Origin of the sequence: Klebsiella sp. K-3, assembly GCF_051207495.1 — a bacterium.
GTDB classification, from domain to species: Bacteria; Pseudomonadota; Gammaproteobacteria; order Enterobacterales; family Enterobacteriaceae; genus Klebsiella; species Klebsiella aerogenes.
In genome coordinates, this window is sequence record NZ_JBPNXF010000004.1 from 167,247 (window position 1) to 189,477 (window position 22,231).

The following is a 22,231-nucleotide window of genomic DNA, read 5'->3' on the forward strand; positions in this document are numbered from 1 at the left end:
TCCGCTCATGGCAACAGCGATACCGGTTCAGTCGCCGGGGCGTGCTGGTTGGGGACGTAGAACGCAATCTCCGTTCCCGGCGTCAAGCGGCGGATATGCAGCCCTTCGCCGTAGAGCAGTTTCACCCGATGATGAACATTCAGCAGGCCAATTTTATTGCCCGGCATCTCGTCGGCTTCGACGCGGGCCACCACCGCCGGGTCGATACCGTTACCGGTATCCCGCACGCTAATGCGCACCCGGTTTCCGCATTCGTTGATGGCGATGGTCACCACGCCCTTGCCCCGACAGGGTTGAATGCCGTGGACAATGGCGTTTTCTACCAGAGGCTGAATCAGCAGGCTGGGGATGACGCAGCTGACCTCTTCGTCAATATCATAAATCACCGTCAGCTTGTCGCCGAAGCGGGCCTGCTCGATCGCGATATAATCCTTAATTTGGTACAGCTCGCGCTTGATGTCGATCTGCTCGTCATCTTTTAACTCAATGTTATAGCGTAAATAGCGCGATAAATTGAAAATCAACTGTCGCGCGGTATCCGGATTCATGCGGATGGAAGAGGAGATGGCGTTAAGCGCATTAAACAGAAAATGGGGATTAATTTTACTTTGCAGGGCGCGTAGTTCCGCTTTATTGGCCATTTCACGCAGCTGTTCGGCCCGCGAGACCTCAAGCTGGGTGGAGATAATTTGCGACAGGCCGATCGCCATCTCCTGCAGCGAGGAGGTTATACGATGCGCGTGGCAGTAGTAAATTTTCAGCGTGCCGGTCACTACGCCTTTCTCGCGTAGCGGAATCACCAGCATGGAGTGGATCTCCGGCGTTCTGTAGGCTTCATCGTTGTTTTTAATGATGATGGTGTCGCTTTCAATGGCTTTGCGGGTGGTAGGGCTGATATCGTTGTTGCGATCGTTATAGTTATTTTCCCCGTAGCCAACGTAGGCCAGCACCCGGTCAGTGGTGGTAATCGCGACCGCGTCGGCATTGATGTCCCGGCGAATGATATCGCAAACCTGGCGCAGCGATTCGCTGTTGACGTGGCGGAACAGCGGCAGCGTTTTGTTGGCGATATCCAACGCCAGTTTTGCCTGGCGCGCCGCGCTGGCTTCTTTCTCGCCTTCCACGCTTTGGACCAGCAGAACAATAAAACCGATGCAGATGCTGCCAAGGATCATCGGAATACCGATTTTGGAGACAATATCGATCCCCAACGCCAGCGTCGGCGCCCACAGCACCACGAGGATCATGGTTAGCGTTTCGCACAGCATCCCGGCCAGAATCCCCACCTTCCAGCGCTGGGCTTTCGGGATTTTGCGGTTGATAAGCCCGGAAAGTAACCCGGCGACAATACTGGTGATAAAGCAGGGGATGGCAGTCACGCCGTCAATATCAATGAGATAGCGGTGTACGCCGGCAATCACGCCAACAATCGCGCCGACCCACGGCCCAAACAGGATCCCGCCGGACATCACCGCGATAATCCGTACGTTAACCAGCGAACCTTCTACCGGAACGCCGGACCAGGTGCTAAATAGCGCAAACATGGAGAAAATGGCGGTGACCGCCAGCAACTCGCGAGGCGTATGTGCCGATTTATGCAGCAGTTCGCGGAACAGGCGTAAGCGGATAAGAAAAAAGAGGCAAATGAGCATTAATGCCGCGCGGTCAAAAACCGCCAGCAGCATATTAAATATATCGTGCATGGATGCGCCCAGGATTCGCGGGAAAGCAATATGATAGAAAACCTCACGCCAGAAGGCTAGCAGCAGAGATAAATGAGGAACAAGCATAAAAATTAAAGGGGATAAGTCGCTCACTCCAGCTATCAGGGCGTTGATGAGTAACGATGATACATTTGAGTATTATAAATGATATCAATATGTTGATTGTTTATTTAAGCCGCGCTCATATTGGGAAAACGTTCTGCCGCATACCGATGCGGGATGACCCGTTTATGCGTGGGCGATTATTTTTTATCAACCCTCTCGACAGCGTGTTTTTTTTCAGGTTATTTTCTAAGCGAGCCACATCGGTGGCCGCGTCGCTCGGACGGTCCGGGCGCTAACGTTAATCTGAGGAATCTATGGCTGAATTCAGTCCTGAACGCCGTTTTACGCGTATCGATCGTCTCCCTCCGTATGTTTTTAACATCACTGCCGAACTGAAAATGGCTGCGCGTCGGCGCGGCGAAGATATTATCGATTTCAGTATGGGCAACCCGGATGGCGCCACGCCGCCGCATATTGTTGAAAAACTGTGTACCGTCGCCCAGCGTCCGGATACCCACGGTTACTCTACTTCTCGCGGTATTCCTCGTCTGCGCCGCGCGATTTCGCGCTGGTACCAGGAGCGCTATGACGTCGATATCGACCCGGAATCAGAAGCCATCGTGACGATTGGTTCGAAAGAGGGGCTGGCGCATTTGATGCTGGCGACGCTCGATCACGGTGATACGGTGCTGGTGCCAAACCCCAGCTATCCGATTCATATTTACGGTGCGGTTATCGCCGGGGCGCAGGTCCGTTCCGTCCCGCTAGTGGAAGGCGTGGATTTCTTCAATGAACTGGAACGCGCGATCCGCGAGAGTTATCCGAAGCCAAAAATGATGATTCTGGGCTTCCCGTCTAACCCAACCGCGCAGTGCGTCGAGCTCGATTTCTTCGAGAAGGTGGTGGCGCTGGCGAAACGCTATGACGTGCTGGTGGTGCACGATCTGGCCTACGCCGATATCGTCTACGATGGCTGGAAAGCGCCGTCGATTATGCAGGTGCCCGGGGCGCGCGATGTGGCGGTCGAATTCTTCACCCTGTCAAAAAGCTACAACATGGCTGGCTGGCGTATCGGCTTTATGGTGGGGAATAAAACGCTGGTTAACGCGCTGGCCCGCATTAAAAGTTACCATGACTACGGTACCTTTACGCCGTTGCAGGTGGCGGCGATTGCCGCGCTGGAAGGCGATCAGCAGTGCGTGCGTGATATTGCGGAACAATATAAACGTCGCCGTGATGTGCTGGTGAAAGGGCTGCATGAAGCCGGCTGGATGGTTGAATGCCCGAAAGCGTCAATGTACGTGTGGGCCAAAATTCCGCAGCAATATGCGGCGATGGGCTCGCTGGAGTTCGCCAAAAAGCTACTGCAGGAGGCCAAAGTGTGCGTCTCGCCGGGAATCGGCTTTGGCGACTATGGCGATACTCATGTGCGTTTCGCATTGATCGAAAATCGCGATCGTATCCGGCAGGCTATTCGCGGCATCAAATCCATGTTCCGCGCCGATGGACTGCTACCGGCAGCCAGTAAAACGGTAGCTGAACATCACGAATAAAAAATGGGAGCCGTCTGGCTCCCATCTCTTTACTGCATAGCAGGTTAAATCATCAGGGCGAAGGTACCGGCCCAAACGATGACCATAAAAGAAATTCCCATCAAAAAGTATTTCACGACATGTCACTCCGCATTTTGGCGAAACGCCTAAATGAATTTAACTTTAACCCTCGCAGGATTGTCGCAGATAAAACCAGACTATTCTGGCGACTGCGGCAGTCCGAAATTCTGTGCGTCAACTGCTCCAGATGGCGCTAATGTACGCTTAAAAAATGGTGGAAACAAGATCCATTTTTTTATTAATTTTTAGTTACTTACGACTGTCGTGAATAGGCGACACATTAATTTCATTCGGTAATAAATTCAATTACGGCGACGAAGATTTTAAGTAATACCCTGACATTCTGTAGTTATTTGATTTTGGGATTTTTTCTATTGGCGAAGAGGGGCAGAAATCACTTTCTGCACCCTAAACGATGAGGTTAGCGGGCGGCCGTCGGCGCGCGCCATTGATGCGGATAACGTGCGGGAACAAAACGCAAGGTAAGCGCCATTAAGAGGAAAACGCAGATGGCATGGAATTCCCAGTCTAGCTGGTAGTTTCCGCTCAGGCTTCGTAGCAGGCCTGAAAGCCACGGCGATAACCCGGCGATAATAAAACCGATGCCCTGCATAAACGCCACCAGTCTACCGGCGACGGCAGGCTGCGGCGAATGGTCCAGCGCCAGCACCAGACATAGCGGGAAGGCGCCGCCCAGTCCTACGCCGCAGCTCACGGCCCACAACAGCGGCAATTGTTGTGGCCACCAGATGAAACCGCAGAACCCGAACAGTTGTAGCGCAAGCGCCAGCATCAGCAGCTTACGGCGATCTTCATGGCGAGCGAGCATCGGTAGTACCAGCGCGCCGGCGGTCTGGCCGACGGTCATCAACGCCAGAAGCGTGCCGCTAAACTGAGCGCTGTGGCCAAGCTGCATATAATAGGGTGGTAACCAGGCAATCAGGCTGGCGTAGCCGCCATTGATCAGCCCGAAATAAAGGCCAAGCGTCCAGGCCCGGTGGTGACGAAAGACCGACGGCGCGGTTTGCGCCGATGTGGCAACCGGCGCGGCGGGCAGCATTTTGCAGAGCGGCAACCAGCCAATGACCGCGGCCAGAGCCGGTAGCGCCCACCACGCCAGCGCGTGGTGCCAGAGCGCGCTATGCTGCGCAAGCCAGGGAGTGATCGCGGCGCCAAGCCCGCCCCCGCCCATCAGCGCCGCCGACCACAATCCCATCACCTGCGGCGTGCGGCGATGAAAAAGACGTTTAATGACGCTGGGTATAATCGCCTGAATCACGCCGATGCCAATCCCGCCGAGCAGCGCGCTGCTAAGCAGCAGGCCGCTTTGCGGCGTCAGCTCGCGCAGGATTGCGCCAATACCAATCGCCAGCAGACTTAACGCGATACTGCGGTTTTCACTAACGTGGCGATTAATCCATCCACCAGCGAGCGCCAGCACGCCCATCGCGACGACCGGAAGCGCGGTCAACAGTGAAACCAGGGTAAAGCTCATGCCGGTTGCTCGCTGCAGTTGTGGCAGTAATGGACCTATCGAGGTCAGTAGCGGGCGCATATTAATGCCGATCAGCACCAGCACATATAACGTCAGCATATTGCGTTGCGTCTGGCTCATTACGCTTTACTCGCCCAGCACTGATACAGGGCCAACCCTTCGGGTTGCGGGCAATGGTGTATGGGGAGTGATTGGTTGTCTAACGGCTGCTGCAATTGCTGATAGATAGCGGCGGTAGAGAGATTGAAGCGCTCGCCATCCTCATTGCTGTTGGCAAAATAGACTTCGCGCACGCTGGTTAAATACATCGCGCTCAGACACATCGGGCAGGGTTGTCCGCTGGCGTAAACCACGCATTCGCGCAATACCTGATTGCCCAGACGTAAGGAAACGTCGCGGATGGCATTGAGTTCAGCGTGCGCGGTAGGATCGCCGCTCTGGTGCAAGGTATTCACCGCTTCGGCAATGACTTCACCGTGGCGCACAACGACGGCGCCGAATGGGCGGCCACCGTTTTCAACATTTTTGGCAGCAAGCGTAATGGCGCGCTGAAGATGGTTAGCATGAGTAGACATGAGCGGCTCCTGTAGAGGTCGGGTAGAAGAACTCAATCGGCGGCAGGCTGGAGATTGAATTCTGCTACAGGGTAGCGAGCTGATGCCATAAGCTAAAAGACTTATTTATAATTGAGTTAATCAGATTAACTTATGGATTGAGAAATACCCGGGTGTTCTACCAAGTATATCCGACGCCGAGGATGCCATACAGCTCGCCGCTGTGCTGGACAATGGGACTATCGACGATATCGTCATCATAGCGTTCGTAGTTTGCCGCCACCATACCGACCCAATGCGGGCTAAAGCGGTAGCTGGTTATGATGGCGACCATTGGCGATACCGTCGTGCCGGTATCCCACTGCGGGCGCTCGGGCGTTGCCTCGCCCGCAGAGACGCCGCCAAAATAGTAGTTCGCCATGTTATGACTACGCACCATCAGCCCCATACCGGGCATCACCAGCAGATTGTCTTTAACGATCGGGAAATCGGCCCATAACAGCAGCTCCTGGCCGTTGCTGCGGCCGCTGATATCGGAACTGATGCGCGCGCTTATCAGCGCGTATGGCGTGATCCAGGTAGCGCCAATACCGCCCTCCAGCTCGCCTTTACGCTCGTCCATTCCCTTGAATGCCGCATCGTCGCTGGGATCTAAATTACCGAAACGCCAGCGCCCGTAGCCATAAAGCGCGATATTGTCATCAAGATGAAAATAGTAGCGGGCGCGATCGCCCAGATACATTAACTGGTCGCCAAAATACAATCCTCCGGGAATAAAGTGGGTTTCATTGTCCTGCTTTTGGTAGCGCGCGGTACCGCTAATCGCGGCGCCGCCGAGAACCCAACCTTTGGGTACCGGGCTATTCGGGTTATCGGCGGAAAAAATGTCGATCGAGCCGAGGTCGACCTCAGCGCGGGTGGCACCACAATACAAAGCAAGCGAACCGAGAATGGCTATGGGATATCGGGATAGTTTCAGCATGGGCTCATAGTTGGCACGGGATGATGAAGTCGATGTGAATCGAGCATGATAAACAATAGACGATAGCGAATGCGGTAGGGGGAGATTTTTTGTTTTTTATCGTACTTTTTCTGTTTTGCTTTTGGGGGGAAAGCAGAGTGAGCCAGTATCGACACTATCCATAATGGCGGATTATTCGCGTGAATAATCCGCACAAAAAATGAATGTTATGAATTAAGAATCAGTTCAGAGAGTGAAGCCATCGAATGATTTTCGTTGGTGACGATGCCTTCTTTTTTTAATTTTTCCATAATGGATTTAAAAGCGAGCTGTTTACTGCTTTCTGTCGCGTTAAGCAGGTCGCGGTTAAAGGCGGGATTCGATTGAATGATATAATTAATGAATTCGAGCAGCAGTTTATTCTGTGGCGGCGTTGATGGCTCGTTAATGGTTTTTTCATTATATGAATTCATCGCAGCTTCAGAATACTCAAGCGGACGACTGCTGATGGTGTGCTCGTAAATTTTTTCAATTTCTTTGCTGGTAATGTACAGCTTGCTGAGCTCAATCGTTGGCTTATCATCATTATCAGGAATGAAATTGCAGTAGATGACGTTTTTAGCCGGGGAGATAATGCTAAGCGTTTCTTCTTGCTGAATGTTATCCGGATTCTCCAGCACATCCATTAAATTTCTTGAGTGAGTGTGCCATAAACCAGAAACGGAAACGTTGAGCTTAATTTTGGCAATGGCGCTGTCGTGATCGGCATCAATGACCGACACATTTTCATTCAGGGTGATGATATTGTTTATTTTAGAGTGCTGAGACCAGGGCTTATTGGCTTTGGTAATATCATCAAAACCGCCGTAGCCATATGACGAGTCGCCAACCCCCTGATTCCGGGTCAGGGCGCTATTGAGCGTGCCGCGATTCTTTTTCAGTTTCAGGCACAGGCTGATAGCGCCGATATCGTGCCAGTGAAGTAAATCTTCCAGTTCGCACTGCAGGAGTTTTTGCGCACGAGCGATAGAGCAATACTCCAGCGGTGGGAGATTGTTCAACTTCCAAATGTTTCTTTCTATCTTATTCATGGCATTAATTTAATATAAATGTTTTTAATGGTCTGCGTTTCTGATTAACATAACGCGAGCGTTGTTATTTTGCTACACAACCCTTTTTATCAGAAACTATTCATCAGGGGAATGTATGTTCACGATTTGGAACATTTATACGATGGAGGGTGGTGGTTAAAATACCCTCTGCGGATGATTATAATCACTATTTTATAAATAACAAATAGAGTAATGCTTAATTAACGATAAAGACAATGTAAACTATAATAAATTACTCTAAAACTGAATGCGTTAGATGTTAATGATTGTATCGATAAAAAAAGACGCCGCAGCGCCTTTTTATAATAATCATCGCTGGCACAAATTAGCGGGCGCTCTTCTGGAGAGTAAAACCGCCATCCCCTACCTGCGCCGTGGCATACCACGCCATTAATTCCTCGGTACCCGGCGCGCCTTCGGCTGGCGCCCATGGCGCGGAATCCTGTTCGGCTACCGGCTGATAGCCTCCGTGCTTGACTTCAAAGATGATACCGCCGCGATCGAGCGACAATACCGCATGCCAGGTGCCGGCCGCCATTTCCAGCGCCGTGCACTCTTCGCCTAGTACTACACGCTGGGTCACGGTGCCTTGTTCATCGAAGTTCAGCACCACAAAACGGCCGCTTAACGGCAGTAGCAGCTCAAAAGTATGAGGATGACGGTGTGGGCGAATGTAGGTTCCCGGCTCCATGGCAATGGCCAGACGCTGTACCGGATCGCTTAATTCTGGATGAAAATTCCGATGCGCCCGTAGACGGGGAGCCGCGGCTGCTGCTGCGCTCTGCTGCTGCATATCACTGATGGTGATTTGTTTCATGTATACCGCCTGCTAAAACTGATAACAAAGGCTTACGCCCGTTGGCACGACTCAGGTATCGGGAGTTTTGCGCGAAACAGCGCAGATTCCTCTCCCGGTTGCCTGATTATGCACATTCAGCGCCATTAGCATAGGGTGATTCATCAATTTCATATTGATGAATATATTTAAGTGATTTCTTATTTTTGCAGTGGTGTTGCTTAATTTTATCTCATCTCAATCATTATTCTTTTCTTGTTGGCGAAGGTGTGTGGCATAAAAAACGGGGAATAAATGATGTATTCCTTCTTCCGTGGTAACGCGGTTTTTTATCTCTAAGATGGTTAAGGGCATAAGTGTCCCTCCTGAAGTTTTAACAGGTAAAGGGTAACAATCAGGGACACTTTTATGTGTGTTTAAGATGCTGTTCCGTAGAAATGCGTATGCGTGGAATTTGGCGTTAAGTCTTATGTGACGTGGGTTTTGAGGGGGGAACTGGCAGAGGGGTAATCGTTAGGATTGTCCCCTGCAGGAATCGAACCTGCAACTAGCCCTTAGGAGGGGCTCGTTATATCCATTTAACTAAGGGGACAAGGCGGCGGGATTATAGCGTTTTTTCCGCCGCCCGTTAAGCGCATTGCGATTAATTGCTTAATTTGCAGCCGTTTAGCCCTTTTTATCTGCTTCGGCCTTCGCTTTGGCTTTCTGTTCCTGGGTCATGTCGTTGCGAATCTGGGCGTGGCTTAGCAGGGCGAAGATAAAGGTGCCGCCGCAAATGTTGCCGGCGAGCGTCGGCAGCGCGAACGGCCAGAAGAACTCCTGCCAGGGCAGGGCGCCGCTGAAAATCAGATAGAAAATTTCCACACTGCCGACGACGATATGCGTGGTATCCGCCAGCGCAATCAGCCAGGTCATCAGGATGATGACGATGACTTTCGCCGAGCCGGCTGCCGGGAACATCCAGACCATTGTCGCCACCAGCCAGCCGGAAATAATCGCGTTGGCAAACATTTCGGTTGGCGTGTTTTCCATTACTTTCTGGCTGATGCTGTTAAACGCCTCACGAGTGGCGTCATCGAAAATCGGCATGATATTAAACGCCCAGGCGGCGATAGCCCCACCCAGTAAATTACCTAATAACACCACGCCCCACAGGCGCAGCAATAGCGCAATATTACCGGCGCTGGGTTTATGCATAATCGGCAGTACGGCGGTGACGGTATTCTCCGTAAACAGCTGCTGGCGGGCGAGAATGACGATAATAAAGCCAAAGGTGTATCCCAAATTCTCCAGCAGATAACCACCGGGCAGGGCGCTGAGGTGAACGTGAAAAATTCCTTTGGCGACCAGCGAGGCGCTTATCGATAAGCCGGCGGCAATCGCTGACCACAGTAGCGCCATAGCATCGCGCTCGAGCTCCTTTTCACCCTCCTGGCGAATCACCTCATGTGTAGCCATTGCCTGCGAAGGCAGACGCTCTTCATCCACTTCTATTTTCTCGCCATGTTGCTTCTCTTCGCTTTCAACTTCTCGTTCATCGCTATCATGTGTGCCGGTGGCGGTATTTTGTCGGGTCATGGCTGCTCTCCCTTTGTATTTGTTACTAAGCGTAGAGAGAAATCAGCGCGGCGGCACAGGATATGCTCCTAAATTCAGCGCAATGGCAAGAATAGCAATACGAATATTGCAAAATATGTATAGAATCGGGAAGCTACATTGATGCCAAAGAAGGCTATGCTGAAAGCAGCTACCCAACGATAAAATGCTAATGGGGGCGCCGTCCCGGATGCCTCCAGCGATAGCCAGAATTAACAGGGAGAAACCTATGAATTATCGCCTGTCGGCGCTTGCGCTTGGCGCCACATTGCTGGTGGGATGCGCCAGTTCCAGCACTGACGATCGGTCGCAGGGGCGTTCAGATCCGCTTGAAGGGTTTAACCGTACCATGTTCAACTTCAACTTTAATGTCGTTGATCCTTATGTACTGCGCCCCGTTGCCGTCGCCTGGCGTGATTATGTGCCGCAACCGGCGCGTAATGGTTTAAGCAACTTCACCAGCAACCTTGAAGAACCGGCGGTAATGGTCAACTCCTTCCTGCAGGGCGATCCCTATAAAGGCATGGTGCATTTCACTCGCTTCTTCCTTAACACCATTCTTGGGATGGGCGGCTTGATCGACGTGGCCGGTATGGCGAACCCGCAGCTGCAGCGCGTTGAACCGCATCGTTTCGGTAGCACGCTGGGCCACTACGGCGTGGGCTACGGCCCGTACGTACAGTTACCGTTCTACGGCAGTTTTACCCTACGTGATGAGGGCGGCGATATGGCCGATGGTCTGTATCCGGTACTCTCCTGGCTGACCTGGCCGATGTCCATCGGTAAATGGGCGGTAGAAGGGATTGAAACCCGCGCTCAGCTGCTGGATTCCGACGGCCTGCTGCGCCAGTCTTCCGATCCGTACATCCTGATGCGTGAAGCCTATTTCCAGCGGCACGACTTTATCGCCAACGGCGGTAAGCTGACACCGGCAGATAACCCGAACGCGCAGGCGATTCAGGATGAGCTGAAAGATATCGATTCGCAGTAATCCACGCGGGTCAGAAAAGAAAAAGGGTGAACATGATGTTCACCCTTTTTTTATATCGTTTGCTTATCAGAAGCGGTAGTTGAAGTTCGCGCCGTACAGCCAGGCGGTACCTTCAGAACGGAAGGTGTAAGGACCTTCTTTAATTTCTACGTGCTGACCGTGCATGTAAGAGACACCAACATCCACTGAAGCATCTTTATTGAACGCGTAGGTGGTACCGGCGCTCAGCCACAGGCGATCCTGATCCGGGATAGAGATGGAGCGGGTGCCAGCCGGGATCGGGCTATCATCGAAGGCGATACCGGTACGGAAGGTCCAGTTATCGTCATAATAATAGGTGGTACCCAGCGCGATGCGATAAGCATCTTTAAAGCCTTCATCTTTATAGAACAGCGTCTGGCCATTGCTGCCGGTGGCCTTCAGCTCCTGGAACTGGCTCCAGCTGGTGTAGGTCAGGCTATAGTGAACCGCCCACTGCGGCGCGACGCGGTTATAACCCGACAGCTCCCACATCTCCGGCAGATTGAGGGTCAGCGCGCCGTTAGTGGTACGGCCATCGGTACCGGCCGGTAGACCGAAGTTGCCGAGGATCTGGTTATACGCGGACGGCAGATCGCTCTTATAGTTGCCGTCAAAGTCGATTTTAACTTCAGAGCGGTAGGTGAAACCGTAGCGGTTGTTTTTGTCCAGCTCATACAGGATACCGGCGTTCCAGCCGAAGCCCCATTCGTTGCCGTTCAAATGCGCAATCTGAGTGTCGGCAGGGATCTGCGAGACCCGGCCCGCCAGCGCTGGCGGCAGCTTGCCGGAACCGGCAACGATCTGTCCTAAATCACCGGCGTAGCGTTCGATTTTCGCTTTCGCATACACCGCATCAAACCCTAAACCAAAGCTCCAGTTGCTGTTCAGGCGATAGGCGCCGCTTAAATTGAGGTTAACGGTGGTGAGATCGGTTTTACCACCCATACTGCCGGCAGCATAGTCATCAGCGAATTCAGTCGCGAGACCATAGTTAGAGGTAATAGATGCGCCCCAACCAAACTGATCGTTAATTGGCGAAACAAAGTGGAAGTTTGGTACCCATGCCGTTGGGGCAATATTGTCTGCATTCAGACTTTTACCGGTCGGCGAGGTACCAGATACATTAACGTCCGGGTCGACGAAGACGGCGCCTGCCGACATCATCGGGCGGTCAAACATCATGATTAACGCGGGGTTACGGCTGGCGTTGCCCGCATCGTCAGCGATTGCCCCTTCACCGGAATAGGCACGACCAAGGCCGGATGCAGAGAATTCATTTAACTGGAATCCTGCGGACCAGGCTTGGGTTGAAACAAGTGCTACAGCCACTGCAAGGGCAGATTGGGTAAAGCGGGTTTTCTGGCTCATGCCCATAACCTCATTGAGTTATTTTTATTTAAACTATGTTACATGTCGTAACAGAAGCGCGAAGTGTAGGGTCTGCTTTACGACAGAGAAATCAGACCAGTGGCCTGAGTATAGGTCTGACCAGATGAGTTGTTGCAAGTTTGTTTATAAGATTTTTCAATTGTGATAACAGAAACGCGATCCAGCTGGCAAAATTGCCCCGGTGCGTCATATCCAATTTGGGGCATTTTTGTTTTGGATCATTTTTAAGTGTGATTTCTGTCACTTAAACGTTTTCCTGCCATTAACAACTGGAGGGCGAACGAGGGCGGGCGTAAAATACGCGCATTATTTGTCTGGCACCGAAGGTGCATATACAGAGGAAATCTACGATGAGTAAATGTAGCGCTGATGAAACCCCGGTTTGCTGCTGTATGGATGTTGGCACCATTGTGGACAACACCGACTGCACCGCCTCCTACAGCCGCGTGTTTGCTAACCGCGCTGAAGCGGAAGCGACGCTCGCCGCGCTGAGCGAAAAAGCCCGCAATGTGGAGTCTGAACCGTGCAAAATTAACTCGACGTTCACCGACGTTGACGGCGGCGTGCAGCTGAATATCGATTTTGTTTTTAGCTGCGAAGCGGAATCGCTGATCTTCCAGCTGGGTTTACGTTAATCCTCTCTCGTAACGCCTCTTTCCAGAGGCGTTATCTTTTCTATTCAATGTGTTTTGGCTCCCACTTTTTCTCTTCCCCGATTGGCTTAATGTAAAAAATTAGTTAAGACTAGTTATCAGGTCAGACCACTTGGTTTTATCGGTTAACAGGGGAGAGTTATGAGTCAGGCATTACCGCTTATCACCCGTCAGGGCGATCGCATTGCCATTGTCAGCGGTTTACGTACCCCATTTGCCCGTCAAGCGACGGCGTATCACGGCGTTCCGGCCGTTGATCTGGGAAAAATGGTCGTCGGCGAAATGCTGGCGCGCAGTGAAGTTCCCCCGGAAGTGATTGAACAGCTGGTTTTTGGCCAGGTCGTGCAGATGCCGGAAGCGCCGAATATTGCTCGAGAAATTGTCCTTGGCACCGGAATGAATGTGCATACCGACGCCTATAGCGTCAGCCGCGCTTGCGCCACCAGTTTCCAGGCGGTAGCCAATATTGCCGAAAGCCTGATGGCCGGCACTATCCGCGCGGGCATTGCCGGCGGCGCTGATTCCTCCTCCGTTCTCCCCATCGGCGTGAGTAAAAAACTGGCCCGTACCCTGGTGGATGCCAATAAAGCGCGCACCCTTGGCCAACGGCTAAAACTCTTTTCCCGCCTGCGCCTGCGCGATCTTTTACCGGTGCCGCCTGCGGTTGCGGAATACTCAACCGGCCTGCGGATGGGCGACACCGCTGAGCAGATGGCGAAAACCTGGGGCATTAGCCGTGAAGATCAGGACGCGCTGGCGCTGCGTTCACACCAGCTTGCCGCCCGCGCCTGGGAAGAGGGCAAACTGGCCAGTGAAGTGATGACGGCCTATGTACCGCCTTATCGCGAGCCGCTGGAGCAGGACAACAATATTCGTAAAAATTCAACCCTGGCGGATTACCAAAAGTTACGTCCGGCGTTCGATCGTAAACACGGTAGCGTCACGGCGGCAAACAGTACGCCGCTTACCGACGGCGCCGCCGCGGTGATCATGATGACCGAATCCCGGGCCAAAGAGCTGGGGTTAACGCCGCTGGGCTATCTGCGTAGCTATGCTTTCACCGCTATTGATGTCTGGCAGGATATGCTGCTGGGCCCTGCGTGGGCGACTCCGCTGGCGTTGGATAGGGCGGGAATTACCCTTGCAGACCTTACGCTAATTGATATGCATGAAGCTTTCGCCGCGCAGACGCTGGCGAATCTACAATGTTTAGCCAGCAATCGTTTTGCCCGGGAGGTTCTGGGGCGCCCGCAGGCGACCGGGGAAGTCGATGCCAGCAAGTTCAACGTGCTGGGTGGTTCCATCGCCTACGGACACCCCTTCGCGGCGACCGGTGCGCGCATGATCACCCAGACGCTGCATGAACTCCGGCGCCGCGGCGGCGGATTTGGTCTGGTTACCGCCTGCGCGGCGGGTGGTTTAGGTTCCGCTATGGTTCTGGAGGCCGAATAATGGAAGCGGCAACAGCTTTTACGCTTGAAATTCGCCCGGATAATATCGCCGTTATCACCATCGACGCGCCCGGCGAAAAGATGAATACCCTGAAAGCCGAGTTCGGCGGCGAAGTGCGGACGATTATCCGTCAGCTCCGTGAGAACAAAGCGCTGCGCGGCGCCGTATTTATCTCCGCTAAACCCGACAACTTTATCGCCGGCGCGGATATCAACATGATTGCTCGTTGTACCAGCGCCTCAGAAGCCGAAGCGCTGGCGCGCCAGGGCCAGCAGATCATGGCCGAGATCAACGCGCTTTCTATCCCGGTGATTGCCGCCATTCACGGCGCCTGCCTTGGCGGCGGCCTGGAGCTGGCGCTGGCCTGTCATGGGCGAGTCTGTAGCGATGATGATAAAACGCGCTTGGGATTGCCGGAAGTACAACTGGGGTTGCTACCGGGCTCCGGCGGCACTCAACGCCTGCCGCGGCTGATTGGCGTCAGTACGGCACTCGAAATGATCCTCACCGGTAAACAATTGCGTCCGCGTCAGGCGTTGAAAGCCGGGCTGGTGGACGATGTTGTCCCGCAATCGATATTGCTGCGGACCGCGGTTGAGCTGGCGCTACAGGGCCGGCCGGCGAGCCGAACTGTATCGGTGCGCGAACGGGTACTTGCCGGGCCTCTGGGGCGTCAGCTGCTGTTCCGCATGGTGGCGAAAAAGACCCGGCAAAAAACGCAGGGTAATTACCCGGCGGCAGAACGTATTTTACAGGTGATAGAAAACGGGCTGGCGCACGGCTGCAGCAGCGGTTACGCCGAAGAGGCGCGAGCGTTTGGCGAACTGGCGATGACGCCGCAATCGCAAGCGTTACGTTCTATTTTCTTTGCCAGTACCGATCTGAAAAAGGATCGTGGCGCCGAGGCTGACCCCGCTGCGCTGAATAGCATCGGTGTGCTAGGCGGCGGTTTAATGGGGGGCGGTATTGCTTACGTCACCGCCTGTAAAGGCGGGCTGCCGGTACGCATAAAAGACATTCAGGCGAAAGGCATCAATCATGCGCTTAAGTACAGCTGGGATCTGCTGGATAAGCAGGTGCGTCGCCGCTATCTGCGCGCCAGTGAACGCGATCGTCAGCTGGCGCTGATTTCCGGCGCTACGGATTATCATGGCTTTGCCCATCGCGATGTGGTCATCGAAGCGGTGTTTGAGGATCTGGCGCTCAAGCAGCGGATGGTGGGCGAGATCGAACAATGCTGCGGGCCGCAGACGATCTTTGCCTCCAATACCTCATCGCTACCGATCGGCGAGATCGCGGCTCAGGCCGCCCGGCCAGAGAAGGTAATTGGTCTGCACTTTTTCAGCCCGGTCGAAAAAATGCCGCTAGTTGAGGTTATCCCGCACGCAACGACCGATGAGCAAACCATCGCCACGGTGGTGAAGCTGGCGAAGTTGCAGGGGAAAACGCCGATCGTGGTTGCCGACCGTGCCGGTTTTTATGTTAACCGTATTCTGGCGCCCTATATCAATGAAGCCATGCGCCTGCTGCTGGAAGGTGAGCCGGTCGAACATATTGATAATGCATTGGTAAAATTTGGTTTCCCGGTTGGACCTATTCAGTTGCTGGATGAAGTCGGCATTGATACCGGCACTAAGATTATCCCGGTACTGGAGAGCGCTTTTGGTGAACGTTTTAGCCCGCCTGCAAACATCATTGACGCGATTTTGAAGGACGATCGCAAAGGGAGAAAAAATAATCGCGGTTTCTATCTTTATGAGACAAAAAGGCGTAAAAGCAAAAAACGGGCTGACCCGGCTATTTACCCATTATTGGCAGTAGCAAGTCCGCAGGCGCGTTTGTCTGCTCAGCAGGTCGCTGAACGCTGCGTGATGATGATGCTCAACGAGGCGGCGCGCTGTTTTGATGAACAGATCGTACGTAGCGCGCGTGATGGCGATATTGGCGCCGTCTTTGGTATAGGTTTTCCGCCGTTTCTCGGCGGCCCGTTCCGCTATATGGATAGCCTCGGCGCGGGTGAAGTCGCCGCAATCTTGCAGCGTCTGGCCGCACAGTACGGCCCTCGTTTTTCTCCGTGCGACACCTTATTGCGCATGGCCGAGCAGGGGGCGACCTTTTGGCCCACTGGTGAACGGACGACCTAAGTTATGGTCAAAAGAAGGTAAATCCAACGTTGGCTGGCGCTGTTGATTGGCGGTTTTGTAAACAAATATTGACTATACTTACGCCATTGAGGTAAAAAACAGCGTTTCATTCGTTGGATGGATCAGGCACAATGCCCGGCCACCGGGTCGCCTGCGTATTGTTTACGCAGAGCGAGTTGCGGTGATTCTGGTTAACAAAAGCGGTGCAATATGCAAGTTTTTATCATGCGTCACGGCGACGCTGCCCTCGATGCAGCCAGTGACTCCGTTCGTCCCTTAACCGTTTGCGGTTGTGACGAATCTCGTCAGATGGCAACCTGGCTGAAAGGTCAAAAAGTGGATATTGAGCGGGTGCTTGTCAGCCCTTACCTGCGTGCAGAGCAAACTCTGGACATAGTAGGGGAGTGCATGAACCTGCCGAAAGATGTCGACGTGATGCCGGAACTCACGCCATGCGGCGATGTTGGGATGGTTAGCGCTTACCTTCAGGCGCTGGCGAATGAAGGCGTGAAAACGGCGCTGGTCGTTTCACACCTGCCGTTGGTGGGGTACCTCGTCTCAGAGCTGTGCCCGGGGGAAACGCCCCCGATGTTTACTACTTCAGCGATTGCCTGCGTCACCCTCGACGCCGACGGCAAGGGCGAATTCACCTGGCAGATGAGCCCCTGCAATTTGAGAATGGCGAAAGCCATCTAAGGCTTTCCCCCCTCGGAGCTTCCGCTTACGGAAGCTCCGGCGGCAACCACTCTTCAACTTCAATCAGTACTAATAGCGCGGCATCGCCGCCGTACTCTTTTGGTGCCTGATGGAACGCCATAATATGCGGATGTTGCGCCAGCCACAGCGGCGTTTGCTGCTTGAGGATATGTTTGCCGTGTCCGTGCATCACGCAGGCGCAGAAGATATGTTCGCGGCGGCAGGCGGCAATCAGCGCGCCTAATTCTTGTTTCGCCTGCTGCTGGGTTAAACCGTGCAGATCGAGAAACAGCTCCGGCGAATAGTCGCCGCGGCGCAGCTTTTTCAGCTCAAAATGGCTGACATCCGCGCGCACGTACTTCATCGCGCCTTCCGTATTGAGCAACGGCTGAAATTCGTCGGAAAAATAGTGGCTGTTATCCACCTGTTCCTGCAGCAATCGCTTAGGCGGAACCTCGCTGAGCTTCTTGCGCTGCGGGCGGTGTACGATAGTGTCCTGTTTAATTTGCCGGGTGCCGGTCATTAGCTGGCGGAACAGCGCCTGATCCTCCGCGCTTAGCGGTGTTTTCTTTTTCATTGCCCAATCTCACTATTTCTTTTCGCTAGTTTACCCGACTCGCCCGCGCTTCAGGCAAGGAAAACCTATTTTTCCCCACTCCGGCTGCGCAAGAATGCTGATTTATCGCCGCCGTCGTGGCAAACTAGCCGCCGAATTTATAGCAGAGCGTGCCCTGGAGGATTGCGTGGATAAAATTTTTGTTGATGAAGCGGTCAATGAGTTGCAGACCATTCAGGACATGCTGCGTTGGGCGGTAAGTCGTTTTAGCGCCGCCAACATCTGGTACGGTCATGGTACCGATAACCCGTGGGATGAGGCCGTACAGCTGGTATTACCCTCGCTGTACCTGCCGTTAGATATACCGGAAGATATGCGCACCGCGCGCCTGACTTCCAGCGAAAAACATCGTATCGTCGAGCGCGTGATTCGCCGCGTCAACGAACGTATTCCCGTCGCTTACCTGACCAACAAAGCGTGGTTCTGCGGACATGAATTCTATGTCGATGAGCGCGTGCTGGTACCGCGCTCGCCGATTGGCGAACTGATCAATAACCAGTTCGCCGGGCTGATAAACCATAAACCGCAGCATATTCTCGATATGTGTACCGGGAGCGCCTGCATTGCCATCGCCTGCGCCTATGCCTTCCCGGAAGCCGAAGTCGACGCTGTCGATATCTCCCCGGACGCGCTGGCCGTTGCGGAACATAACGTTGAAGAACATGGCCTGATTAACCAGGTTACGCCGATCCGCTCCGATCTGTTCCGCGATCTGCCAAAGCTGCAGTACGATCTGATCGTGACCAACCCGCCGTACGTTGATGAAGAAGATATGGCCGATCTGCCCGATGAATATGAGCACGAGCCGGTTCTGGGTCTGGCTTCCGGTAGCGATGGCCTGAAGCTGACGCGCCGTATTCTTGGCTGCGCGCCGGATTACCTCAACGATGACGGTATTCTGATTTGTGAAGTCGGTAACAGCATGGTACATCTGATGGAGCAGTACCCGGACGTGCCGTTCACCTGGCTTGAGTTTGATAACGGTGGTGATGGCGTCTTTATGCTGACTAAACAGCAGCTCATTGACGCGCGCGCGCATTTCGGCATTTATAAAGACTAAAAAAACAACACGCAAACATAACGAAAAGAACGGAGCCGTGATGGCAGGAAATACAATTGGACAACTCTTTCGCGTCACCACCTTCGGCGAATCGCACGGCCTGGCGCTGGGCTGCATCGTCGACGGGGTGCCGCCAGGCATTCCGCTGACCGAAGCCGACCTGCAGCACGACCTGGATCGCCGTCGCCCTGGGACATCGCGCTACACCACCCAGCGCCGCGAACCGGACCAGGTGAAAATCCTCTCCGGCGTCTTCGAAGGCGTGACCACCGGCACCAGCATTGGCCTGCTGATTGAGAACACCGATCAGCGTTCCCAGGACTACGGCGCTATCAAAGATGTGTTCCGTCCGGGACATGCGGATTACACCTACGAGCAGAAATATGGCCTGCGCGACTATCGCGGCGGCGGGCGTTCGTCTGCGCGTGAAACCGCGATGCGCGTGGCGGCCGGGGCGATTGCCAAAAAATTCCTCGCGACCAAATTCGGTATTGTAATCCGCGGCTGCCTGACGCAGATGGGCGATATTCCGCTGGCTATCAAAGACTGGGATCAGGTTGAGCAGAACCCATTCTTCTGCCCGGATCCGGATAAAATCGACGCGCTGGATGAACTGATGCGCGGCCTGAAAAAAGAGGGCGACTCTATCGGCGCGAAGGTGACGGTCGTGGCTGACGGCGTACCGCCGGGTCTCGGCGAGCCGGTATTCGACCGCCTGGATGCCGATATCGCCCACGCGCTGATGAGCATCAACGCGGTGAAAGGGGTAGAAATCGGCGATGGTTTTGAGGTGGTTAAACTGCGCGGCAGCGAAAACCGCGACGAAATCACCAAAGCCGGCTTCCAGAGTAACCACGCCGGCGGCATTCTTGGCGGTATCAGCAGCGGCCAGCAAATCGTTGCTAACATCGCGCTGAAGCCGACCTCCAGTATTACCGTTCCCGGTCATACGATTAACCGCTTCGGCGAAGAAGTCGAGATGATCACCAAAGGGCGTCACGATCCGTGCGTCGGCATTCGCGCGGTTCCTATCGCCGAGGCCATGCTGGCTATCGTGTTAATGGATCACTTTATGCGTCAACGCGCGCAGAATGGCGACGTGACGACATCAATTCCACGCTGGTAACCGATGAAAAATACCGTTATCGCACTGCTGGCGCTTTTGGCCAGCACCGCCAGCCTGGCGGCGACGCCGTGGCAGAAAATATCCCAGCCGATTAGCGGCAGCGCCCAGTCTATTGGCGCGTTTGCCAATGGCTGCATCGTCGGCGCCCAGCCGCTACCGCTGAACTCCCCTGATTACCAGGTGATGCGTACCGATCAGCGTCGCTACTTCGGCCACCCGGATCTCGTGCAGTTTATTCAGCGACTGAGTTTGCAGGCGCACAATAAAGGTATGGGGACGGTGCTGATTGGCGATATGGGCATGCCTGCCGGCGGGCGCTTTAACGGCGGCCACGCCAGCCATCAGTCGGGCCTGGATGTTGATATTTTCCTGCAACTGCCGCAGACCCGCTGGACCTCCGCGCAACTGCTGAAACCACAGGCGCTGGACTTAGTCGCCCGCGATGGCAAGCGGGTGGTACCCTCACTGTGGAGCCCGCAAATCAGCAACCTGATTAAAATGGCTGCGGAAGATAACGATGTGACGCGTATTTTCGTCAATCCGGCTATCAAACAGCAATTGTGCTTCGATGCCGGTAACGATCGCCAATGGCTACGCAAAGTTCGCCCGTGGTTCCAGCATCGCGCCCACATGCACGTGCGCCTGCGCTGCCCGGTGGGCAGCCTCGAGTGCGAAGATCAAGCGCCGCCGCCGGCTGGCGATGGCTGCGGAGCCGAGCTGCAAAGCTGGTTTGAACCGCCTAAACCTGGGTCAACCCCACCTGTGAAGAAGACGCCGCCTCCGCTGCCGCCTTCCTGCCAGGCGCTACTGGATGAGCATCTTCTCTAATGGATAGTTTTGCCGAGCTGTTTATGGTGTCGCCAATGGTGCTGGTGGCGCTCTTTTTTGTCGCGATTCTTGCCGGATTTATTGATTCCTTAGCCGGCGGCGGCGGGTTGTTAACCGTCCCGGCGCTGATGGCGGCGGGTATGCCGCCCGCTCAGGCGTTGGCGACCAACAAGTTACAGGCCTGCGGCGGTTCCATTTCCGCGACGCTCTATTTTATCCGTCGCAAGGTAGTGAATCTCGCCGATCAGAAACTCAATATTCTGATGACTTTTATCGGCTCGACGGCGGGTGCGCTGCTGGTGCAGCACGTGCAGTCCGATATTTTGAAGCAAATCCTGCCGCTGCTGGTGATTGGCATCGGGCTGTACTTTTTGCTGATGCCTAAGCTCGGGGAGTCCGATCGTCAGCGTCGCCTGTATGGCTTGCCGTTCGCGCTGGTCGCTGGCGGCAGCGTGGGTTTCTACGACGGTTTTTTTGGCCCCGGCGCCGGTTCGTTTTATGCGCTGGCCTTTGTGACGCTCGCCGGGTTTAATCTCGCGAAATCAACCGCTCACGCCAAACTGCTAAACGCCACCTCTAATGTTGGCGGCCTGCTGCTGTTTATTATTGGCGGCAAAGTGATTTGGGCCACCGGTTTTGTGATGATGGCCGGACAGTTTATCGGCGCTCGCGCCGGTTCGCGGCTGGTGCTGAGTAAAGGACAGTCGCTGATTCGGCCGATGATCGTCATCGTCTCCGCGGTGATGAGCGCTAAACTTCTTTACGACAGCCACGGGGCTGAGATTTTGCAGTGGTTGGGAATTCTCTAATGCAACAGCAACACCATTATCAGCAGTTGGTCGAGATCTTCGACGGCTGCTTCGCCGATGATTTTAATATCCGTCTGATTAAAGGCGACGACGAACCGATCTATCTTCCTGCAGATAGCGAAGTGCCATACAACCGGATCGTGTTTGCTCACGGCTTTTACGCCAGCGCGCTGCACGAAATATCCCACTGGTGTATCGCCGGCAAGGCGCGGCGCGAGCAGGTGGATTTTGGTTACTGGTACTGCCCGGACGGCCGCGATGCGATGACGCAAAGCAAGTTCGAAGACGTCGAGGTCAAGCCACAGGCTTTTGACTGGTTGTTCTGCACGGCGGCGGGATTTCCGTTTAACGTCAGCTGCGACAACCTCGAAGGCGACTTTGAGCCTGACCGCATCGCCTTTCAACGGCGAGTGCATGCTCAGGTGATGACCTATCTGCAAGAGGGGATCCCTGAGCGTCCGGCACGCTTTATTCGCGCGCTGCAACAGTATTATCAAACGCCGCCGCTGACGGCAGAACAATTTCCGTGGCCGGAAGACCTGCACTAAAG

The 22,231-nt window shown here is 54.1% G+C and carries 21 protein-coding genes and 1 tRNA gene; 11 read left to right on the top strand and 11 right to left on the bottom strand.

Going from position 1 to position 22,231, the window contains the following annotated elements:
* Positions 1 to 5: 5 nt before the first annotated feature.
* Positions 6 to 1,703, bottom strand: a complete 1,698-nt coding sequence (locus tag ACSEMK_RS07730; RefSeq protein WP_045391561.1) for a sensor histidine kinase — start codon at positions 1,701 to 1,703, stop codon at positions 6 to 8.
* Between the two features lie 380 nt (positions 1,704 to 2,083).
* Between ACSEMK_RS07730 and alaC the strand changes: the two genes are divergently transcribed.
* A complete protein-coding gene (gene alaC / locus ACSEMK_RS07735; protein ID WP_087860080.1) occupies positions 2,084 to 3,322 on the top strand; it encodes an alanine transaminase in 1,239 nt (412 codons plus the stop codon).
* 44 nt (positions 3,323 to 3,366) lie between these two features.
* Here alaC and ypdK read toward each other — a convergent pair whose 3' ends face one another.
* The 8 genes from ypdK to ACSEMK_RS07775 all read right to left on the bottom strand — a co-directional run bounded on the left by ypdK (position 3,367) and on the right by ACSEMK_RS07775 (position 9,878).
* Positions 3,367 to 3,438: a membrane protein YpdK gene (gene ypdK, locus ACSEMK_RS07740; protein WP_077777854.1), complete on the bottom strand. Its 72-nt coding sequence runs from the start codon at positions 3,436 to 3,438 to the stop codon at positions 3,367 to 3,369.
* Positions 3,439 to 3,803: 365 nt separating this feature from the next.
* Positions 3,804 to 4,997: a cyanate transporter gene (locus ACSEMK_RS07745; RefSeq protein WP_430914730.1), complete on the bottom strand. Its 1,194-nt coding sequence runs from the start codon at positions 4,995 to 4,997 to the stop codon at positions 3,804 to 3,806.
* Positions 4,997 to 5,452, bottom strand: a complete 456-nt coding sequence (locus ACSEMK_RS07750; protein WP_430914731.1) for a nucleoside deaminase — start codon at positions 5,450 to 5,452, stop codon at positions 4,997 to 4,999. The genes ACSEMK_RS07745 and ACSEMK_RS07750 overlap by 1 nt, the downstream gene beginning before the upstream one ends.
* A gap of 157 nt (positions 5,453 to 5,609) precedes the next feature.
* Positions 5,610 to 6,413 (bottom strand): MipA/OmpV family protein, encoded by an 804-nt coding sequence (locus ACSEMK_RS07755; protein WP_430914732.1) that lies wholly within the window; start codon positions 6,411 to 6,413, stop codon positions 5,610 to 5,612.
* A 206-nt stretch (positions 6,414 to 6,619) separates the two neighbouring features.
* The gene (locus tag ACSEMK_RS07760) at positions 6,620 to 7,453 is read right to left on the bottom strand and encodes a hypothetical protein (protein WP_087860084.1); all 834 of its coding nucleotides are present in this window, start codon (positions 7,451 to 7,453) and stop codon (positions 6,620 to 6,622) included.
* 376 nt (positions 7,454 to 7,829) lie between these two features.
* Complete coding sequence (locus ACSEMK_RS07765) at positions 7,830 to 8,321, bottom strand: WbuC family cupin fold metalloprotein (RefSeq protein WP_087860085.1); 492 nt, start codon at positions 8,319 to 8,321, stop codon at positions 7,830 to 7,832.
* Between the two features lie 499 nt (positions 8,322 to 8,820).
* Positions 8,821 to 8,892: transfer RNA gene (locus ACSEMK_RS07770), tRNA-Arg, on the bottom strand.
* A gap of 74 nt (positions 8,893 to 8,966) precedes the next feature.
* Positions 8,967 to 9,878, bottom strand: a complete 912-nt coding sequence (locus ACSEMK_RS07775) for a formate/nitrite transporter family protein (RefSeq protein ID WP_411325975.1) — start codon at positions 9,876 to 9,878, stop codon at positions 8,967 to 8,969.
* A gap of 247 nt (positions 9,879 to 10,125) precedes the next feature.
* Here ACSEMK_RS07775 and mlaA point away from each other — a divergent pair, with 247 nt between their 5' ends.
* Positions 10,126 to 10,887 carry a phospholipid-binding lipoprotein MlaA gene (gene mlaA / locus ACSEMK_RS07780; protein WP_045376992.1) on the top strand — a complete coding sequence of 254 codons (762 nt, stop codon included), beginning with the start codon at positions 10,126 to 10,128 and terminating at the stop codon, positions 10,885 to 10,887.
* 66 nt (positions 10,888 to 10,953) lie between these two features.
* On the opposite strand, the gene fadL is transcribed toward mlaA, so the two are convergent.
* Positions 10,954 to 12,276: a long-chain fatty acid transporter FadL gene (gene fadL / locus ACSEMK_RS07785; protein WP_045376989.1), complete on the bottom strand. Its 1,323-nt coding sequence runs from the start codon at positions 12,274 to 12,276 to the stop codon at positions 10,954 to 10,956.
* A 371-nt stretch (positions 12,277 to 12,647) separates the two neighbouring features.
* On the opposite strand from fadL, the gene ACSEMK_RS07790 reads away from it, so the two are divergent.
* The 4 genes from ACSEMK_RS07790 to sixA all read left to right on the top strand — a co-directional run bounded on the left by ACSEMK_RS07790 (position 12,648) and on the right by sixA (position 17,242).
* Positions 12,648 to 12,932 (top strand): YfcZ/YiiS family protein, encoded by a 285-nt coding sequence (locus ACSEMK_RS07790; RefSeq protein ID WP_015706185.1) that lies wholly within the window; start codon positions 12,648 to 12,650, stop codon positions 12,930 to 12,932.
* 159 nt (positions 12,933 to 13,091) lie between these two features.
* On the top strand, positions 13,092 to 14,402 hold the full coding sequence (fadI, locus tag ACSEMK_RS07795) for an acetyl-CoA C-acyltransferase FadI (RefSeq protein ID WP_213316924.1): 1,311 nt from the start codon (positions 13,092 to 13,094) through the stop codon (positions 14,400 to 14,402).
* A complete protein-coding gene (fadJ, locus tag ACSEMK_RS07800; RefSeq protein ID WP_430914734.1) occupies positions 14,402 to 16,546 on the top strand; it encodes a fatty acid oxidation complex subunit alpha FadJ in 2,145 nt (714 codons plus the stop codon). The genes fadI and fadJ overlap by 1 nt, the downstream gene beginning before the upstream one ends.
* 210 nt (positions 16,547 to 16,756) lie before the next feature.
* The gene (gene sixA / locus ACSEMK_RS07805; protein ID WP_045391518.1) at positions 16,757 to 17,242 is read left to right on the top strand and encodes a phosphohistidine phosphatase SixA; all 486 of its coding nucleotides are present in this window, start codon (positions 16,757 to 16,759) and stop codon (positions 17,240 to 17,242) included.
* Between the two features lie 25 nt (positions 17,243 to 17,267).
* On the opposite strand, the gene smrB is transcribed toward sixA, so the two are convergent.
* A complete protein-coding gene (gene smrB / locus ACSEMK_RS07810; protein ID WP_101705203.1) occupies positions 17,268 to 17,819 on the bottom strand; it encodes an endonuclease SmrB in 552 nt (183 codons plus the stop codon).
* Between the two features lie 166 nt (positions 17,820 to 17,985).
* On the opposite strand from smrB, the gene prmB reads away from it, so the two are divergent.
* The 5 genes from prmB to ACSEMK_RS07835 are packed head-to-tail and all read left to right on the top strand — an operon-like array spanning position 17,986 to position 22,229.
* A complete protein-coding gene (gene prmB / locus ACSEMK_RS07815) occupies positions 17,986 to 18,918 on the top strand; it encodes a 50S ribosomal protein L3 N(5)-glutamine methyltransferase (RefSeq protein ID WP_026612250.1) in 933 nt (310 codons plus the stop codon).
* Positions 18,919 to 18,958: 40 nt separating this feature from the next.
* Positions 18,959 to 20,044: a chorismate synthase gene (gene aroC / locus ACSEMK_RS07820; RefSeq protein ID WP_430914735.1), complete on the top strand. Its 1,086-nt coding sequence runs from the start codon at positions 18,959 to 18,961 to the stop codon at positions 20,042 to 20,044.
* 3 nt (positions 20,045 to 20,047) lie between these two features.
* Positions 20,048 to 20,872: a penicillin-insensitive murein endopeptidase gene (mepA, locus tag ACSEMK_RS07825; protein ID WP_430914736.1), complete on the top strand. Its 825-nt coding sequence runs from the start codon at positions 20,048 to 20,050 to the stop codon at positions 20,870 to 20,872.
* Positions 20,872 to 21,681: a sulfite exporter TauE/SafE family protein gene (locus tag ACSEMK_RS07830; protein WP_430914737.1), complete on the top strand. Its 810-nt coding sequence runs from the start codon at positions 20,872 to 20,874 to the stop codon at positions 21,679 to 21,681. Before mepA ends, ACSEMK_RS07830 begins: the two co-directional genes overlap by 1 nt.
* The gene (locus ACSEMK_RS07835) at positions 21,681 to 22,229 is read left to right on the top strand and encodes an elongation factor P hydroxylase (RefSeq protein WP_430914738.1); all 549 of its coding nucleotides are present in this window, start codon (positions 21,681 to 21,683) and stop codon (positions 22,227 to 22,229) included. Before ACSEMK_RS07830 ends, ACSEMK_RS07835 begins: the two co-directional genes overlap by 1 nt.
* Positions 22,230 to 22,231 lie beyond the last annotated feature (2 nt).

Bases quoted from the DNA above. Each gene is read 5' to 3' on its own strand.
- ACSEMK_RS07730 (WP_045391561.1), bottom strand. From the start codon at position 1,703: ATGCACGATATATTTAATATGCTGCTGGCGGTTTTTGACCGCGCGGCA.
- alaC (WP_087860080.1), top strand. From the start codon at position 2,084: ATGGCTGAATTCAGTCCTGAACGCCGTTTTACGCGTATCGATCGTCTC.
- ACSEMK_RS07745 (WP_430914730.1), bottom strand. From the start codon at position 4,997: ATGAGCCAGACGCAACGCAATATGCTGACGTTATATGTGCTGGTGCTG.
- ACSEMK_RS07750 (WP_430914731.1), bottom strand. From the start codon at position 5,452: ATGTCTACTCATGCTAACCATCTTCAGCGCGCCATTACGCTTGCTGCC.
- ACSEMK_RS07755 (WP_430914732.1), bottom strand. From the start codon at position 6,413: ATGCTGAAACTATCCCGATATCCCATAGCCATTCTCGGTTCGCTTGCT.
- ACSEMK_RS07765 (WP_087860085.1), bottom strand. From the start codon at position 8,321: ATGAAACAAATCACCATCAGTGATATGCAGCAGCAGAGCGCAGCAGCA.
- ACSEMK_RS07775 (WP_411325975.1), bottom strand. From the start codon at position 9,878: ATGACCCGACAAAATACCGCCACCGGCACACATGATAGCGATGAACGA.
- mlaA (WP_045376992.1), top strand. From the start codon at position 10,126: ATGAATTATCGCCTGTCGGCGCTTGCGCTTGGCGCCACATTGCTGGTG.
- fadL (WP_045376989.1), bottom strand. From the start codon at position 12,276: ATGAGCCAGAAAACCCGCTTTACCCAATCTGCCCTTGCAGTGGCTGTA.
- ACSEMK_RS07790 (WP_015706185.1), top strand. From the start codon at position 12,648: ATGAGTAAATGTAGCGCTGATGAAACCCCGGTTTGCTGCTGTATGGAT.
- fadI (WP_213316924.1), top strand. From the start codon at position 13,092: ATGAGTCAGGCATTACCGCTTATCACCCGTCAGGGCGATCGCATTGCC.
- fadJ (WP_430914734.1), top strand. From the start codon at position 14,402: ATGGAAGCGGCAACAGCTTTTACGCTTGAAATTCGCCCGGATAATATC.
- sixA (WP_045391518.1), top strand. From the start codon at position 16,757: ATGCAAGTTTTTATCATGCGTCACGGCGACGCTGCCCTCGATGCAGCC.
- smrB (WP_101705203.1), bottom strand. From the start codon at position 17,819: ATGAAAAAGAAAACACCGCTAAGCGCGGAGGATCAGGCGCTGTTCCGC.
- aroC (WP_430914735.1), top strand. From the start codon at position 18,959: ATGGCAGGAAATACAATTGGACAACTCTTTCGCGTCACCACCTTCGGC.
- mepA (WP_430914736.1), top strand. From the start codon at position 20,048: ATGAAAAATACCGTTATCGCACTGCTGGCGCTTTTGGCCAGCACCGCC.
- ACSEMK_RS07830 (WP_430914737.1), top strand. From the start codon at position 20,872: ATGGATAGTTTTGCCGAGCTGTTTATGGTGTCGCCAATGGTGCTGGTG.
- ACSEMK_RS07835 (WP_430914738.1), top strand. From the start codon at position 21,681: ATGCAACAGCAACACCATTATCAGCAGTTGGTCGAGATCTTCGACGGC.